This is a genomic window from Curtobacterium sp. NPDC089689 (genome assembly GCF_044749145.1).
In the GTDB taxonomy this organism is placed as follows: domain Bacteria; phylum Actinomycetota; class Actinomycetes; order Actinomycetales; family Microbacteriaceae; genus Curtobacterium.
The window spans coordinates 509896-523804 of sequence record NZ_JBIVHJ010000003.1; the positions used below are offsets into that span (position 1 = coordinate 509896).

The 13909-nt window shown below is 73.0% G+C and carries 14 protein-coding genes; 9 read left to right on the forward strand and 5 right to left on the reverse strand.

Translation table 11 applies throughout. From position 1 onward, the window contains the following. Positions 1 to 122: 122 nt before the first annotated feature. Complete coding sequence (locus tag ACIPYW_RS13975; RefSeq protein WP_400414509.1) at positions 123 to 1433, forward strand: M1 family metallopeptidase; 1311 nt, start codon at positions 123 to 125, stop codon at positions 1431 to 1433. A 155-nt stretch (positions 1434 to 1588) separates the two neighbouring features. Here ACIPYW_RS13975 and ACIPYW_RS13980 read toward each other — a convergent pair whose 3' ends face one another. Continuing rightward, the gene (locus tag ACIPYW_RS13980; RefSeq protein WP_400414512.1) at positions 1589 to 1873 is read right to left on the reverse strand and encodes a helix-turn-helix domain-containing protein; all 285 of its coding nucleotides are present in this window, start codon (positions 1871 to 1873) and stop codon (positions 1589 to 1591) included. Positions 1874 to 1904: 31 nt separating this feature from the next. Between ACIPYW_RS13980 and map the strand changes: the two genes are divergently transcribed. Next, a complete protein-coding gene (gene map, locus ACIPYW_RS13985) occupies positions 1905 to 2672 on the forward strand; it encodes a type I methionyl aminopeptidase (protein ID WP_400414513.1) in 768 nt (255 codons plus the stop codon). Here the strand turns inward: map and ACIPYW_RS13990 are convergent. Then, positions 2656 to 3222 (reverse strand): 4'-phosphopantetheinyl transferase family protein, encoded by a 567-nt coding sequence (locus ACIPYW_RS13990; RefSeq protein WP_400414515.1) that lies wholly within the window; start codon positions 3220 to 3222, stop codon positions 2656 to 2658. The genes map and ACIPYW_RS13990 overlap by 17 nt on opposite strands. Before the next feature lie 42 nt (positions 3223 to 3264). Beyond that, a complete protein-coding gene (locus ACIPYW_RS13995) occupies positions 3265 to 3468 on the reverse strand; it encodes a hypothetical protein (protein ID WP_290131554.1) in 204 nt (67 codons plus the stop codon). A gap of 307 nt (positions 3469 to 3775) precedes the next feature. On the opposite strand from ACIPYW_RS13995, the gene ACIPYW_RS14000 reads away from it, so the two are divergent. From ACIPYW_RS14000 to ACIPYW_RS14020, 5 genes are all read left to right on the forward strand, one after another. Further along, a complete protein-coding gene (locus ACIPYW_RS14000; protein ID WP_400414518.1) occupies positions 3776 to 5704 on the forward strand; it encodes a TPM domain-containing protein in 1929 nt (642 codons plus the stop codon). An 85-nt stretch (positions 5705 to 5789) separates the two neighbouring features. Further along, on the forward strand, positions 5790 to 6515 hold the full coding sequence (locus ACIPYW_RS14005; RefSeq protein WP_290131552.1) for a PspA/IM30 family protein: 726 nt from the start codon (positions 5790 to 5792) through the stop codon (positions 6513 to 6515). Positions 6516 to 6595: 80 nt separating this feature from the next. Beyond that, complete coding sequence (locus ACIPYW_RS14010; protein WP_400414520.1) at positions 6596 to 7417, forward strand: arginase family protein; 822 nt, start codon at positions 6596 to 6598, stop codon at positions 7415 to 7417. Positions 7418 to 7570: 153 nt separating this feature from the next. Beyond that, the gene (locus tag ACIPYW_RS14015; RefSeq protein WP_400414521.1) at positions 7571 to 8974 is read left to right on the forward strand and encodes a dihydrolipoyl dehydrogenase family protein; all 1404 of its coding nucleotides are present in this window, start codon (positions 7571 to 7573) and stop codon (positions 8972 to 8974) included. Continuing rightward, on the forward strand, positions 8971 to 9327 hold the full coding sequence (locus ACIPYW_RS14020; RefSeq protein WP_400414524.1) for a Fe-S oxidoreductase: 357 nt from the start codon (positions 8971 to 8973) through the stop codon (positions 9325 to 9327). Before ACIPYW_RS14015 ends, ACIPYW_RS14020 begins: the two co-directional genes overlap by 4 nt. Positions 9328 to 9543: 216 nt before the next feature. Here ACIPYW_RS14020 and ACIPYW_RS14025 read toward each other — a convergent pair whose 3' ends face one another. After that, on the reverse strand, positions 9544 to 10347 hold the full coding sequence (locus ACIPYW_RS14025; protein WP_400414526.1) for an ABC transporter ATP-binding protein: 804 nt from the start codon (positions 10345 to 10347) through the stop codon (positions 9544 to 9546). An 8-nt stretch (positions 10348 to 10355) separates the two neighbouring features. Then, on the reverse strand, positions 10356 to 11270 hold the full coding sequence (locus ACIPYW_RS14030; RefSeq protein WP_400414528.1) for a siderophore-interacting protein: 915 nt from the start codon (positions 11268 to 11270) through the stop codon (positions 10356 to 10358). 64 nt (positions 11271 to 11334) lie between these two features. On the opposite strand from ACIPYW_RS14030, the gene ACIPYW_RS14035 reads away from it, so the two are divergent. Together ACIPYW_RS14035 and ACIPYW_RS14040 are read left to right on the forward strand one after the other, a co-directional pair. Then, positions 11335 to 12303 carry an alpha/beta fold hydrolase gene (locus ACIPYW_RS14035; RefSeq protein WP_400414530.1) on the forward strand — a complete coding sequence of 323 codons (969 nt, stop codon included), beginning with the start codon at positions 11335 to 11337 and terminating at the stop codon, positions 12301 to 12303. A gap of 60 nt (positions 12304 to 12363) precedes the next feature. Continuing rightward, positions 12364 to 13893 carry an ABC transporter substrate-binding protein gene (locus tag ACIPYW_RS14040; RefSeq protein WP_400414533.1) on the forward strand — a complete coding sequence of 510 codons (1530 nt, stop codon included), beginning with the start codon at positions 12364 to 12366 and terminating at the stop codon, positions 13891 to 13893. Positions 13894 to 13909: the final 16 nt, after the last annotated feature.

Consider the following 13909-nt stretch of genomic DNA (forward strand, 5'->3'; position numbering starts at 1 on the left):
GCGCCGTCCGGCGGCACCGCGCCGTCCGGCGGCGCCGCGCCGTCCGACGCTCCGGCCGCGGAGCGCGCTGCCGGGACGGACGGCTCCGTGGTCGTGCCAGACTGAGCGGCACCGTGAAGCCGATGACCAGCGCCGACCCGTACACCCCGCACAGCGGCGACCGTCGGTGGAGCGCGGTGCACTACGAGCTCCGGCTCGGGTACCGCGTCGCGACGAACCGCCTCGACGGCACCGCGACCGTCACGGCGCAGGCGCACGAGACCCTCGACCGGGTCGTCATCGACCTGCACGGCCTCACGGTCGACCGGGTCGACGTCGACGGGAAGCGCGCGAAGAAGGTCAGCACAGCGACCCACAAGCTGACGGTGACGCCGCAGGAGCCGATCGCGGCCGGCACGGAGTTCACCGTCCACGTCAAGTACCGCGGCACACCGCGGCCGATCCGGAGCCCCTGGGGACAGGTCGGCTGGGAGGAGCTCTCCGACGGCGTCATCGTCGCCGCGCAGCCGACGGGGGCGCCGTCGTGGTTCCCGTGCAACGACCGACCCGACGACAAGGCCACGTACCGGTTCGAGATCACCGCCGAGGCCGCGTACGACGTCCTCGCGAACGGCGAGCTGCTCGGCACCGACCGTGCCCGGGCCGGCACGACCTGGACGTACGCGACGACCGAGCCCATGGCGACGTACCTCGCGACCGTGCAGATCGGTCGGTACCGCACGACGAAGCTCCGGAGCCCGCGCGTCCCGGTGACGCTGCACCACCCCGCAGACCTCCAGGCCGCGGCGAAGACCGACTTCGGCCGGGTGCCGGACATGCTCGCGCTCTACGCGGACCGGTTCGGCCCGTACCCGTTCCCCGCGTACGGCGTGGTCGTGACCGACGACGAGCTCGAGATCCCGCTCGAGGCCCACGGTCTCGCCGTCTTCGGCCGGAACCACGTCGACGGCGAGCACGGCACCGACCGGCTCATCGCGCACGAACTCGCCCACCAGTGGTTCGGCAACTCGGTCACCGTCGCACGCTGGCGCGACATCTGGCTGCACGAGGGCTTCGCCTGCTACGCCGAGTGGCTGTGGTCCGAGCACCGGGGCGGCGACACCGCCGACGTGCTCGCCGCGCGGTACCGGCAGGGACTGCTCGACCAGTCGCAGGACCTCGTGGTCGGCGACCCCGGCGCCCGCGACATGTTCGACGACCGGGTCTACAAGCGCGGCGCCCTCGCCCTGCACGCCGTCCGCCGGACGTTCGGCGACGCCGCGTTCTTCGCCGGCCTCCGGACGATCACCGAGCGACACCGGCACGCGTCCGTCGCCCCCGAGGACGTCCTCGACGCCTTCGCCGGCACCGCGGGGGTGTCCGTCGACGCCGTCCGAGCCGTGACGGCACCCTGGATCGAGGAACCCGGCGTCCCCGAGCTGCCCGCTGCCTGACGACCCGCGGCGTCGGAGCAACGCGAGCCGAGCTGCAGGCCGGCAACGTCAGGCGACGTCCGCGCGCGGGCGCAGGCGCGTTGCGCGCGCGGGCGCAGGCGCGTTGCGCGCGCGGGCGCAGGCGCGTTGCGCGCGCGGGCGCGTCGCTGGCGGCTTCAGGCGACGCCCGCGGGCTCGTCGACGGCGACGACCTCGCCGGCCCGAAGTACCTCGCGCCAGACCTCGTCGAGCGAGAGCCCCACGACCGCTGCCACCGCCGCGACGGTCCCGAACGACGGCGTCGCGATGCGTCCGGCCTCGATCTTCCGCAGGGTCTCGGGCGACACCCCGGCCGCGAGCGCGACGTCGAGCATCGACCGATCGGCTCGGGCGGCGCGGAGCAACGCCCCGAGGGCACGACCGCGGGCGAGTTCGAGGGGACTGAGCGGCAGACGGACCATGCACCGATAGTAATACCGGTACGATCATCCCGTGATCGAGATCCTGACCCCGGCCGAGGTCGACCGCGCCCGCCGCACCGGAGCGCTCGTCGGCACGATCCTGCAGACCCTCCGCGACCGCACGCGCGTCGGCACGAACCTGCTCGAGATCGACCGGTGGACGAAGCAGCTCATCGAGGACGCCGGCGCCGAGTCCTGCTACGTCGACTACGCCCCGTCGTTCGGCCGCGGCCCGTTCGGCCACCACGTCTGCACGGCCGTGAACGACGCCGTCCTGCACGGGCTCCCCCACGACCGGGCACTCGCGGACGGCGACCTGCTCACCCTCGACCTCGCCGTGTCGCTCGACGGCATCGCCGCCGACGCCGCGATCAGCTTCGTCGTGGGCACCGTGGACCCCGCCGACGCCGCGCTGATCGACGCGACCGAACGCGCCCTCGCCGCGGGCATCGCCGCCGCACGCCCCGGCGCCCGCACCGGGGACCTGTCGCACGCGATCGGCACCGTGCTCGGGGACGCGGGCTACCCGGTCAACGTCGAGTTCGGCGGCCACGGCCTCGGGTCGACCATGCACCAGGACCCGCACGTGTCGAACACCGGACGGCCCGGACGCGGCTACACCCTCCGCCCGGGGCTCCTCCTCGCGCTCGAACCCTGGGTGATGGCCGACACCGACGTCCTCGTCACCGACCCGGACGGCTGGACGCTCCGCAGCGCCACCGGGGCCCGGACGGCGCACACCGAGCACACCGTCGCGATCGCCGAGGACGGCGCCGAGGTGCTCACGCTCCCCAGGTGACCGGTACTCCCCCTGCGGCGACCGCGAGCACGAGGTCGTGCTCGGGCCGCACGAGGACGACCGCCTGTGCCGCTCCGTCGAGGACCACCGTGCCGCGCTCGACGTCGACGTCGACCGACCGGGGGTCCACCCGGAGGCCCCGGCCGTCCCGTTTGAGGACGGCCTCCTTCGCCGCCCAGCAGGCCGCGAGCACGCCGACGTCGCCCGCGGCACGGTCGATCTCCCCACGCGTGAAGGCGTCGAGCGGCGCGCGCGCCACCCGGGACACGCGCTCGACGTCGACCCCGACGACGTCGGGCGCGACCGCGAGGGCGGTCACGCCCGCGGTTCGGGACAGGCTGACGCCGACCTCCCGGCCACCGACGGTGGCCCACGGTCGGCCGTGCGCGGTGCTGCCGCAGTGCGGGCAGCCGCGCCCCGCGCGCACCCCGGCCACGTCCGCGCCCGTCGCGGACGCGACGGCGGCGACCAGGGCCTCCCGGTCGGCCGCACGGTCCGCGGCCGCCGGCCGGAGCGTCACGACGACGGACTGGAGGCACGACTCACCCACGCAGGAAGCCTACGTGGGTGAGGTGGTGCGGTCCGTGACGACTCAGGCGTGCGTGAGCGCGATCAGCGCGACGTTCATCGTGCTGTAGAGCCCCTCGGACCGCGTCGCCTGGCGCACACGTCCGCGGAGGACCTCGTACCGACCGTCCTCCTCGCGCACGAAGCCGATCACGCCGCTCGCCGGCGTCGACACCCGGTGGTAGCCGTCCTCGAGCGGGACGACCTCGGTGTTCAGTGTTCGCTCCATTGCTGTCCCCTTCCGCTCGTCGTCGAACAGTGGCGTCAGCATACCCCGATGTGGGGGACAAACGTCCGGCACCTGTGCGGATGACGAATGTTCATGCACAGTCCCGGATCGCCCGGACCGAGCCGTGCGCCTCCTGGATAGACTGCGGACGACGGCGCCGGGAGTGCCGTCCAGGGGCGCCGACGAGGGGCCTGCGGGGTCGGATGGAGGACGGATGCGCATGGTCCACGGCAGACGCCCGAACGAGGCCGCAGCCGGTCCGGGGAGCGGGACGTCACGTCCTGTGCTCCGGTGGACCACCCGCCTGGTGACCGCCCTGCTCGCCGCGTTCCTCGTCCTCGCACCCGCGACCGCGTCGCACGCCACCGCGCCCTTCCAGCTCCAGGGCGGTGCGTACGTCGTCGACCGGGCGGACGCCCTGACCTCCGCGCAGCAGTCGCAGGTGGAACAGGCCGTGCAGGACCTCTACGACAAGACGAAGACCCAGCTCTACGTCGTGTACGTCCCGACCTTCTCGGACCCGTCCGACCACACCGCGTGGGGCGACACGTTCCGCCAGCAGAACCAGATCGACTCGGACAGCATCGTGCTCGCGGTGGCGGTCGACGACCGCATCGCGGACATCCACCAGACCAACGAGACCGACCTGACGTCGTCCGACGTCGAGAACGCTTACCAGGACGACGCCGTGCCGCAGCTCCGTGACGGCAACTGGGCGGCGGCCGCGACCGCGTTCGCCGACGGGCTCGCCCAGACGCAGGACCCGCCGGACCTCACCGCGCTGTGGGTCGTGCTGCTCGTCGTCGTGATCGCGATCGTCGTCGTGGTGCTCGTCGTCCGTGCGCGCAACAGACGCCGCACCGCAGCGGCGACCAAGGCGCAGGAGGAGTCCCTCGCGGGCCTCGAACGCACCGCCGGGGGTGCCCTCGTCACGATCGACGACGAACTGAAGACCGCCGAGCAAGAGGTCGGGTTCGCCACCGCCCAGTTCGGCGCCGACGCCGCGAAGCCCTTCGCCGACGCCGTGGCGACCGCGAAGCGCAACGTCCGGCAGGCGTTCACGTTCCAGCAGCAGCTCGACGACGAGATCCCGGACACCCCGCAGCAGCGCGCCGAGTGGGCGAACCAGATCATCGCCATCTGCGAGCAGGCACACGCCGCGATCGAGGCGCAGACCGAGTCGTTCGACAAGCTCCGCTCGCTCGAGGACGGCGTCGAGGACGCGTCGACCGCCCTCGCCGCGGACGTCGCCGCGGCGCCCGCGACCGTCGCCGCCGCCTCGGCCGCACTCGAGCGGGTCCGTGCGGCGTACTCCGGCCGGACCCTCGCCACCGTGTCGGACAACGTCGACCAGGCGAAGCAGGTGCTCGACTACGCCACGGAGCGGTCCGCAGCGGCGACCGCGGCGATCGCGGCCGGCGACAAGGGCGAAGCGGTCGTCGCCGTGCGGGACGCCCAGCACGCCCTCGCGCAGGTGCAGCAGCTGACGGCCTCCGCCACCGCCGCCGAGACGACCTTCGCCGAGGCGTCGGCACGCGCCCAGGCGATGCGCGCCGACGTCGAGGGCGACGTCGCAGCCGCACGGTCGATGCGCACGGACAGTCCCGAGCTCGCCGCGGCCGTGACCCAGGCCGAGACGGTCCTGCGGCAGGGCATCGACCCGAAGGACCCGATCTCCGCCGTCGACGCCCTGACGAAGGCGAACACCGACATCGACGCCGCGCTCGCGACCGCACGAGGTGTCGAGGAGCGGAACCAGCGCGCCGCACGGGCACTCGACGACGCCCTGCGCGACGCCCGCTCCCGGATCAGCCAGGCTCGCGACTACATCGCCCTGCGTCGTGGAGCGGTCGGGCCGACGGCACGGACTCGGCTGTCCGAAGCCGAGCGCGCCCTCGACGACGCGGTCGACCTCGCCACGACGAACCCGGGGCAGGCGCTCCAGGCCGCACGCGCGGCCGAGCAGTACGCCGCCGCCGCGATGGACGAAGCCGGCAACGACATGGGCGGCTGGCCCGGTGCCGGGGGCGGCGGCAACGGTGCACAGCTCGGCGGGCTCGTCACCGGGCTCGTCCTCGGTGGTCTCCTCGGCGGACGCGGCGGCTCGTTCGGCGGCGGCTCGTTCGGCGGCGGCTCGTTCGGCGGCGGCGGCTTCGGCGGTGGCGGCGGTGGCTTCGGCGGAGGCGGCGGCGGGGGCGGCGGGGGCGGCGGCTTCTCCGGCGGCGGCCGCTTCTGAGCGGACCGCTCTTCTCCCCGGCTCCCAGACGACGACTCCACGACCAGACAGCACGAAGCGGTACTCCTCCAGAAAGGGAACAGCAATGGCCAAGCAGACGATCTTCGGTCGCATCTCCTCGCTCATCCGGGCGAACGTGAACCAGCTCATCGACAACGCCGAGGACCCGCAGCTCATGCTGGACCAGCTCGTGCGTGACTACACGAACAACATCGCCGATGCCAAGACCGCGATCGCGCAGACCATCGGCAACCTCCGCCTGCTCGAGCAGGACCATGAGGAGGACAAGAAGGCCGCCACCGAATGGGGCCAGAAGGCCGCCAACGCCTCGGCAGCGGCGGACAAGTACCGCGCCGAGGGCAAGACCGCCGACGCCGACAAGTTCGACAACCTCGCGAAGATCGCCATCGGCAAGCAGATCGCCGCCGAACAAGAGGTCAAGGACAACGAGGGTCCGCTCGCGACGCAGAACGAGCAGGTCGAGAAGCTCAAGTCCGGGCTGGCCGGCATGGAGCAGAAGCTCGAGGAGCTCAAGTCCAAGCGCGACTCGCTCGTCGCCCGCCAGAAGACGGCGGAGGCGCAGTCGAAGGTCAACGACGCCATCGGGAACATCGACATCACCGACCCGACGAGCGACCTCACCCGCTTCGAGGAGAAGGTCCGCCGCGAAGAGGCGAAGGTCCTCGGGCAGCAGGAGCTCCAGTCGTCGAGCCTCGACTCCCAGTTCGAGAGCCTCGAGGACGTCGGCAAGGACGCCGAGGTCGAGGCCCGGCTCGCAGCGCTCAAGGGCGGCGGGTCGTCGAGCATCTGACCCGTCGCTCGGCGGGCTGATCCAGCACGCACCCAGCGCGCACCCCGGACGACGCCGGACCCGGCTGCCAGACTGGCACGATGCACTTCATCGTGGTCGGTCAGTGGCAGGGTTCGGCGTCGTCCCGTGCGATGCGGCTCGGGGATGGTGCGGCGGCGATCGCGGCGGACCTCCCCCGCGCCTCGACGACGGTGGTCGAGGTGCCGCCGGGCGCCGGCGACCGACTCGAGACCGCGATCGCCCGCTACACGTCGGTCCGCCAGGTGGCCGAGCGGGTCGCCGAGGAGTCCAGCGTGGCACCCGAGGCCCCGTTCGTCGTCGGCGGCGACGGCTCGTCGTTCCTCGGCGCGACCGTCGGCCTCGACGAGGACACCGCGTTCGTCCGGATCGCGGGGTCGAGCGGCTACCGTCCGCTGAACCGTGCCCAGCCGGTGGCGGCCGAGGCGGCGGCGCTGCGGCTCGTCGTCGACCGGCCGGACGACCTCTTCCCCGACCTGCCCGTCCTGTCCGGGTCGAAGGTCGTCCTCGCGGGCGTCCGCGGTGCCGAGGACAGCGAGTCGACCGCGCTCGAGCGTGCCGGCATCCGCACCCTCGACGTGGACGCCGCGACCGCCGAGGCCGTAGCCGCCGCCGTCAGCGCCACCGGAGCCGGCTCGGTGTTCGTGCACGTCGACCTCGACGTGCTCGACCCCTCGGAGGTCGACGGGCTCCTCGAACCGGTGCCCTTCGGTCTCGACGGCGCCGGCCTGGTCGAACTCCTCCAGGCCGCGACGCGGGGCCGACGGCTCGTGGGTGCCGCCCTCACCGGGTTCGCACCGGTCGACCCGGACCGCGCCGTGGACGACCTGGGCGTGATCCTGCGGGCAGTCGGGGCACTCGCGAACGCGTCCAGGACGGCCTGACCGGCGCCGCAGCCGGCGTCGAGCCGACCGCCGCGCCGCGGTACGCCTCACGGTCGGCGTGCCGCGGTGCCGCAGCCCGCGTCGCGCGGACCGCCGCGCCGCGGTACGCCTCACGGTCGGCGTGCCGTCACCGCAGCCGCGTAGGTTGGCCACATGACGGACTACGACCTCATCGTGATCGGCGCCGGCGCAGTCGGCGAGAACGTGGCGGACTACGCCCACAAGCGCGGCCTCTCGGTCGCGATCGTGGAGGCGGAGCTCGTCGGCGGCGAGTGCTCGTACTGGGCGTGCATGCCCTCGAAGGCGCTCCTCCGCAGCGGCCACGCCCTCGAGGCGGCCAAGCGCCTCGACGGTGCCGCGCAGGCCGTCACGGGTGCCCTCGACGCTGCACACGTGCTCGCCCGCCGCAACTCGTTCACGTCGGACTGGAAGGACGACGGCCAGGTGTCGTGGCTCGAGTCCGCCGACATCGCCCTCCTCCGCGGGCACGCGCGAATCACCGGCGAGAAGACCATCGAGGTCGGCGGGGAGACCCACACCGCGCGTGCCGCCGTCGCCGTGGTCACCGGCTCGCTGCACACGCTCCCCGACGTCCCCGGCCTGGCCGACGCGCAGCCCTGGGGCACTCGCGAGGCCACGAGCGCGCAGGAGGTCCCCGAGAGCCTCCTCGTCATCGGCGGCGGAGTGTCGGGATCCGAACTCGCGACGGCGTGGGCGTCACTCGGGTCGAAGGTCACCCTCGTCGCCCGGCACGGCCTGCTCGGCGGCATGGAGCCCTTCGCCGGCGAGCTCGTGGCCGACGCCCTCCGTGCCCGCGGCGTCGACGTCCGCACCGGCGTCAACCCCGTTCGGGTCGACCGCGACGAGCACGGCCTGGTCACCACCACGCTCGACGACGGCTCGACGGTCGTGACGAGCGAGGTCCTCGCCGCCACCGGCCGCCGTGCCCACACCGCCGACCTCGGCCTCGAGACCGTCGGCCTCGAGCCCGGCGCCTGGCTCGACGTCGACGACACGATGCTCGTGCACGGCACCGACTGGCTGTACGCGGTCGGGGACGTGAACCACCGCGTGCTGCTCACCCACCAGGGCAAGTACCAGGCTCGCGCCGCCGGCGAGGCGATCGCCGCCCGGTTCCAGGGCACGCCGCTGCACACGGAGCCGTGGGGTTCGCACGTCGCCACCGCCGACCACGCCGCCGCTCCGCAGGTGACGTTCACGGACCCCGAGGTCGCGAGCGTCGGGCTGACCGAGGCGACGGCACGCCAGCAGGGCATCGACGTCCGCACCGTCGAGTACGAGCTCGGCAACGTCGCCGGCGCCGCCCTGCAGGCCGACGGGTACACCGGCCGGGCGAACCTCGTCGTGGACGAGTCCCGCGGCGTCGTCGTCGGGGCGACCTTCGTCGGTCAGGACGTCGCCGAGATGCTGCACGCCGCGACGATCGCGGTCGTGGGCGAGGTCCCGATCGACCGCCTCTGGCACGCCGTCCCGGCCTACCCCACGATGAACGAGGTGTGGCTGCGGCTGCTCGAGACCTACGGCCGTCCGGCGTGAACCCGTTCGTCGACTCGGTCGTGTCGCGGGCCGGCTGGCTCCTCGCGACCGCGGTCGGCCTCGCCGTCGGACTCCCGCTGTCGACGGGACCGGTCCGGATCGTCGACGGGCTCGTCGTCTGCTCGGGCCTCCCCCGGTGGGCGTTCCGCCGCGGCGGCACCTGCGTCGGGTCGGTGTACCTGACGCGCGACAACGACGGCGACCGCGTGCTCCGGCACGAGCGGGTCCACGTCGCGCAGTGGAAGCGGTACGGCATGGCGATGCCCGTCCTCTACGCGTTCGCGGGGCGCGATCCGCTCCGCAACCGGTTCGAGGTCGAGGCCGGTCTCGAGGACGGCGGCTACGTCCGCTGACACGACCGTGGTCCGGACGGGAGGCCCGTGGCGGCGCCGCCACGGCCCTCCCGTCCGCCTGTTGGTCGCGTAACGCGCCGCGCGCGTGTCCCCGTGGTCGCAGAACGTGTCGCCCGCCGAGAACGTGAGCGGCATGTCGTGCGACCAACGCCCGCCAAAGGGACGTCCGACGTCCGACGTCCGACCCCGGGACGGCGACCGACGGGCACGGGGCGGTCAGGCGGCGGGACGCCTCGGGACGACGAGCGGCGTGCCGGTCTCCGGGTCGGGGACGACGACGCACGGCAGGCCGAAGACGTCCTCCACGAGGGACGCCGTCAGGACCTCGGCCGGCGTGCCCGCGGCGACGATCGACCCCGCCCGCATCGCGATGAGGTGCGTCGCGTACCGAGCAGCCTGGTTGAGGTCGTGCAGCACGGCGACGACCGTCCGACCCGCACGGTGCAGCCCGGCCGCGAGTTCGAGCACGTCGTACTGGTGCGCGATGTCGAGGAACGTCGTCGGCTCGTCGAGCAGCACGATGTCGGTCTCCTGCGCGAGCACCATCGCGATCCACACGCGCTGCCGCTGCCCACCCGAGAGCTCGTCGACGCTCCGGTCCGCGAGTGACACCGTGTCGGTCTGCTCCAGTGCCGCCTGCACCGCGGCCCGGTCCGACCCCGACGACGGGTGCAGGAGGTCCTGGTGCGGGAAGCGCCCGCGGGACACGAGGTCGCGCACGGTGATGCCGTCCGGGGCGATCGGCGTCTGCGGCAGCATCGCGACCCGGCGCGCGGCGACCTTCGGGCGGAGGGACGAGATCGGCGCCCCGTCGAGGTACACGGTGCCCGCGCTCGGACGCAGCGTCCGCGCGAACGACTTGAGGAGCGTCGACTTCCCGCAGGCGTTCGGCCCGATGACGACGGTCAGTTCAGCGTCCGGGACGTCCACGTCGAGGTCCGACACGACCACGCGGTCGTCGTACGCGAGCGTCAGCCCACGCGCACCGAGTGCGGTCGTCGGCAGGGCGGTGGTCGGCACCGCCGCAGTCAATGCTCGGCCTTGCCGTTCCGCCAGTAGCCCATGAACGCGACCTGCTTGCGGTCGAAACCGACCCCGCGGACGAGGTGTCGGCGCAGCTCCTTCACGCAGCCGGCCTCCCCCGCGATCCAGGCGTAGACCGGGCGCTCGTCGACGGGCGCCGGGACCTCCCAGAGGACCTGCTCGTCGACGTCCACCTCGGTGAAGTCGGTGGTGTCCGCGCAGACCGCGGACGTCCCACCGGCCGTCGTCGCCGTGACGGTCGAGGCCCAGGCGTGCACCTGGTCGGTCATGCGCACACCGTGGGTGGCGCCGTTCCGGGCGATCCAGCGGACCTCGACCCCGGACGGCGCGCTGACCGGCAGGCGGTCGGCGTCGGTCGGGACCTCGATGAAGACGTGCCCGACGGTCGCGACGTCGAGGGCCTCGAGGATGGCGCAGATGGCCGGCGCGGCGGTCTCGTCACCCGCGAGCAGGATGCGGGTCGCGGTGCCGGGAGCGAACTCGGCAGCGCCGGTCGGCAGCTCGTCGGGCGACTCGGGCACGCGGGGTCCGATGATCCGCAGCTCGTCACCGACCCGGCAGCCGGACACCCAGCGCGAGGCGGGTCCGGCGTCGCCGTGCGCCACGAAGTCGATGTCGAGCTCGTGCGCGTCGGGACGGAACGACCGGACCGTGTACGTGCGGAGCGGGTTGCGCACCGCGTCCGGCAGGTCGCGCCAGGCGCCGTACCAGTCACCGTCCTCGGGAAGCTCGGTGAAGCCGTGGCCCTCGATCGGCAGCATGACCTTGATGCGCTGGTCGAGCCCGACGGCGGAGAACTCCGCGAGGGCGTCGCCCGTCAGCGTCACGCGCACGAAGTGCGGGGTGAGTGACGTGACGGCTGCCACGCGGACGGAGAAGATGCGGTACCGGGCTGCCACGTGTCCAAGTATGGCATGCCTTACCTAACGCGGCCAGGGTCCGGCGCGGTGGCAGGATCGAGCCGTGCCCGATCCCGACCTCCCCGCCCCCGCCCTGCCCGACCCGCGGGACGAGTTCGCCGACCTCGGCCACCTCGCCGCCGTGAGCGGCGTGACGGAGCCGCTGCGCGCCTCCAGGCAGGTGGTCCGCACCGCGGACGGACACGACGTGTCCGCGATCCGGTGGGGCGACCGGGAGGCCCGGATCACCTACCTGCACGGGCTCGGCATCGACGCGCACAGCTTCGACCAGACGGCGATCGCCGTCGGCGCGCCCGCGGTGGCGCTCGACCTGCCCGGTCACGGCCGCTCCTCGTGGCGCGACGACGCGGACTACGGCGCCGGCGCGACCGCGCCGACCGTGCTCGCCGCGCTCGACGCGCTGGAGGTCCCGCCGGGGGTCCTCGTCGGGCACTCGCTCGGCGCGATCCTCGCCGCGCGGATCGCCGCCTCGTCGCCGGAGCGCGTCACGGGTCTCGTCCTCGTCGACATGTCCCCGGACTTCGCCCAGCGCGCCGTCGACCGGATCGCTCGGGCACTCGAGGACGAGGAGCCCTTCGCGTCCCTCGACGAGGTCGTCGACCGCGCCGTCGAGGCACGTGTCGGGGACGACCGCGAGGTCCTGCTGCGGGAGGCCCGCCACACCACACGGCTCGGGGCCGACGGTCGCCTCGTGCGGCGGCACCACTTCCCGCACCTGCCGACCGGCCGCACCGCGTCGGTCGGACGGTTCGCCGACGCCTGGCCGGACCTCGAGGCGCTCGACGTGCCGATCCTGCTCGTGCGCGGCGACCGCGGCTACGTCTCGCCCAAGCTGCACGCCGGGTTCGCCGAACGCCTGCCGGACGCCCGCACCGTGACCGTCGAGTCGCGGCACGCGGTGCAGAACCAGGCACCGCTCGAACTCGCCCGGGCGATCCGGGCATGGACCGACGGCCACGGATTGTTGCACCCCGAGCAGAAACCGTCGCAGCACGGCTCCGCACGCCAGTAGTCTCGTGCGAGCGCCACGCGACGACCGTCGCCACGAGCGTCCGGAAGGAACCCACAACCCATGAGTCCGCTCCTCCCCCGCACCGCCGCGTCACGCCTCGCCGTCGTCGCGACCGCGGTGGCCGTGACGTCTGCGCTCGCGCTGACCGGCTGCTCCGGATCGTCGAACGAGCAGGGCGGCGCCGACGCCACCGTGCGCGTCGGCCTGGTGCTCGAGCCCACGAGCCTCGACATCCGCACCCAGTCCGGCGCCGCGCTCGACCAGGTGCTCATCGACAACGTGTACCAGGGGCTCGTCGGCCGCACCGCGGACGGCGACGTCCGCGACGTCCTCGCGTCCTCGCACGAGGTGTCCTCCGACGGTCGCACGTACACGTTCACGCTGCGGAAGGGCACGACGTTCCAGGACGGCGAGCCGGTCACCGCCGCGGACGTCGTGTGGTCGCTCCAGCAGGTCAAGGCGAACGACACCTACGTCGACTCCGCGCAGCTCGCGAACGTCTCGTCGATCACGTCCCCGTCGTCCGACACGGTCGTGCTGCAGCTCGCGAAGCCGGACTCCGACCTGCTCTGGAACCTCACCGGCCGCGCCGGTCTCGTGCTCGAGAAGGCGGCGAAGAACGACCTGTCCGACTCGGCGAACGGCACCGGTCCGTTCGAGGTCGCCTCGGTGAAGCAGGGCGACTCGATCACCTTCGAGCGCAACGACGACTACTGGGGCACGAAGGCGAAGGTCGCCAAGGTCGTGTTCCGCTACATCACCGAGCCGTCGACCGCCGTCAACGCGATGGCCAGCGGCGACCTCGACGTGCAGACCGCCGTCGACGGCACGCTCAAGAGCCAGCTCGAGGGCAACCCGGACGTCACACTGCACACCGGCCGGACGACGGACAAGTACACGCTGGCGTTCAACGACCGGAAGGCGCCCTTCACCGACAAGCGCGTCCGCCAGGCCATCCGGCAGGCGATCGACCCGAAGGCGGTCATCAAGGCCATCGGCGGGACCGGCGTCGAGCAGGGCGGACCGATCCCCGAGCTCGACCCCGGCTACCAGGACCTCACCGCGATCGACGCGTACGACCCGTCGAACGCGAAGAAGCTCCTCGCGGAGGCCGGCACGCCGAAGCTCGACCTGACGCTGACGTACGCGAACATCTACCCGGCGACGATCGGCGACGTGCTAAAGTCGCAGCTCGCCGACGTCGGCATCACCCTCACGGTGAAGCGGGTCGACTTCGCCACCTGGCTGTCGAGCGTGTTCGAAGCGCCGAAGTCGGGCGAGCGCACGTTCGACATGAGCATGGTCGACCACGTCGAGGCGCGCGACTTCGGCAACTGGGCGAACCCGGACTACTACTTCGGGTACGACAACGCGGAGGTCCAGGACCTCTACGCACAGTCCGTCGCCGCGACCACCGAGCAGGCCAAGGTCGATGCACTCCGGAGGGCCGCGAAGATCGTCTCCGAGGACGCGGCCGGCGAGTGGCTGTACACGTCCACGTCGATCACCGCGGTCCGCAAGGGCGTCACGGGCGTCCCGTTCGACGGCACGAACTCGCGGCTCGACCTGTCGGGGATCGCCGTCAAGTGACCCTCCCGACCCCTCA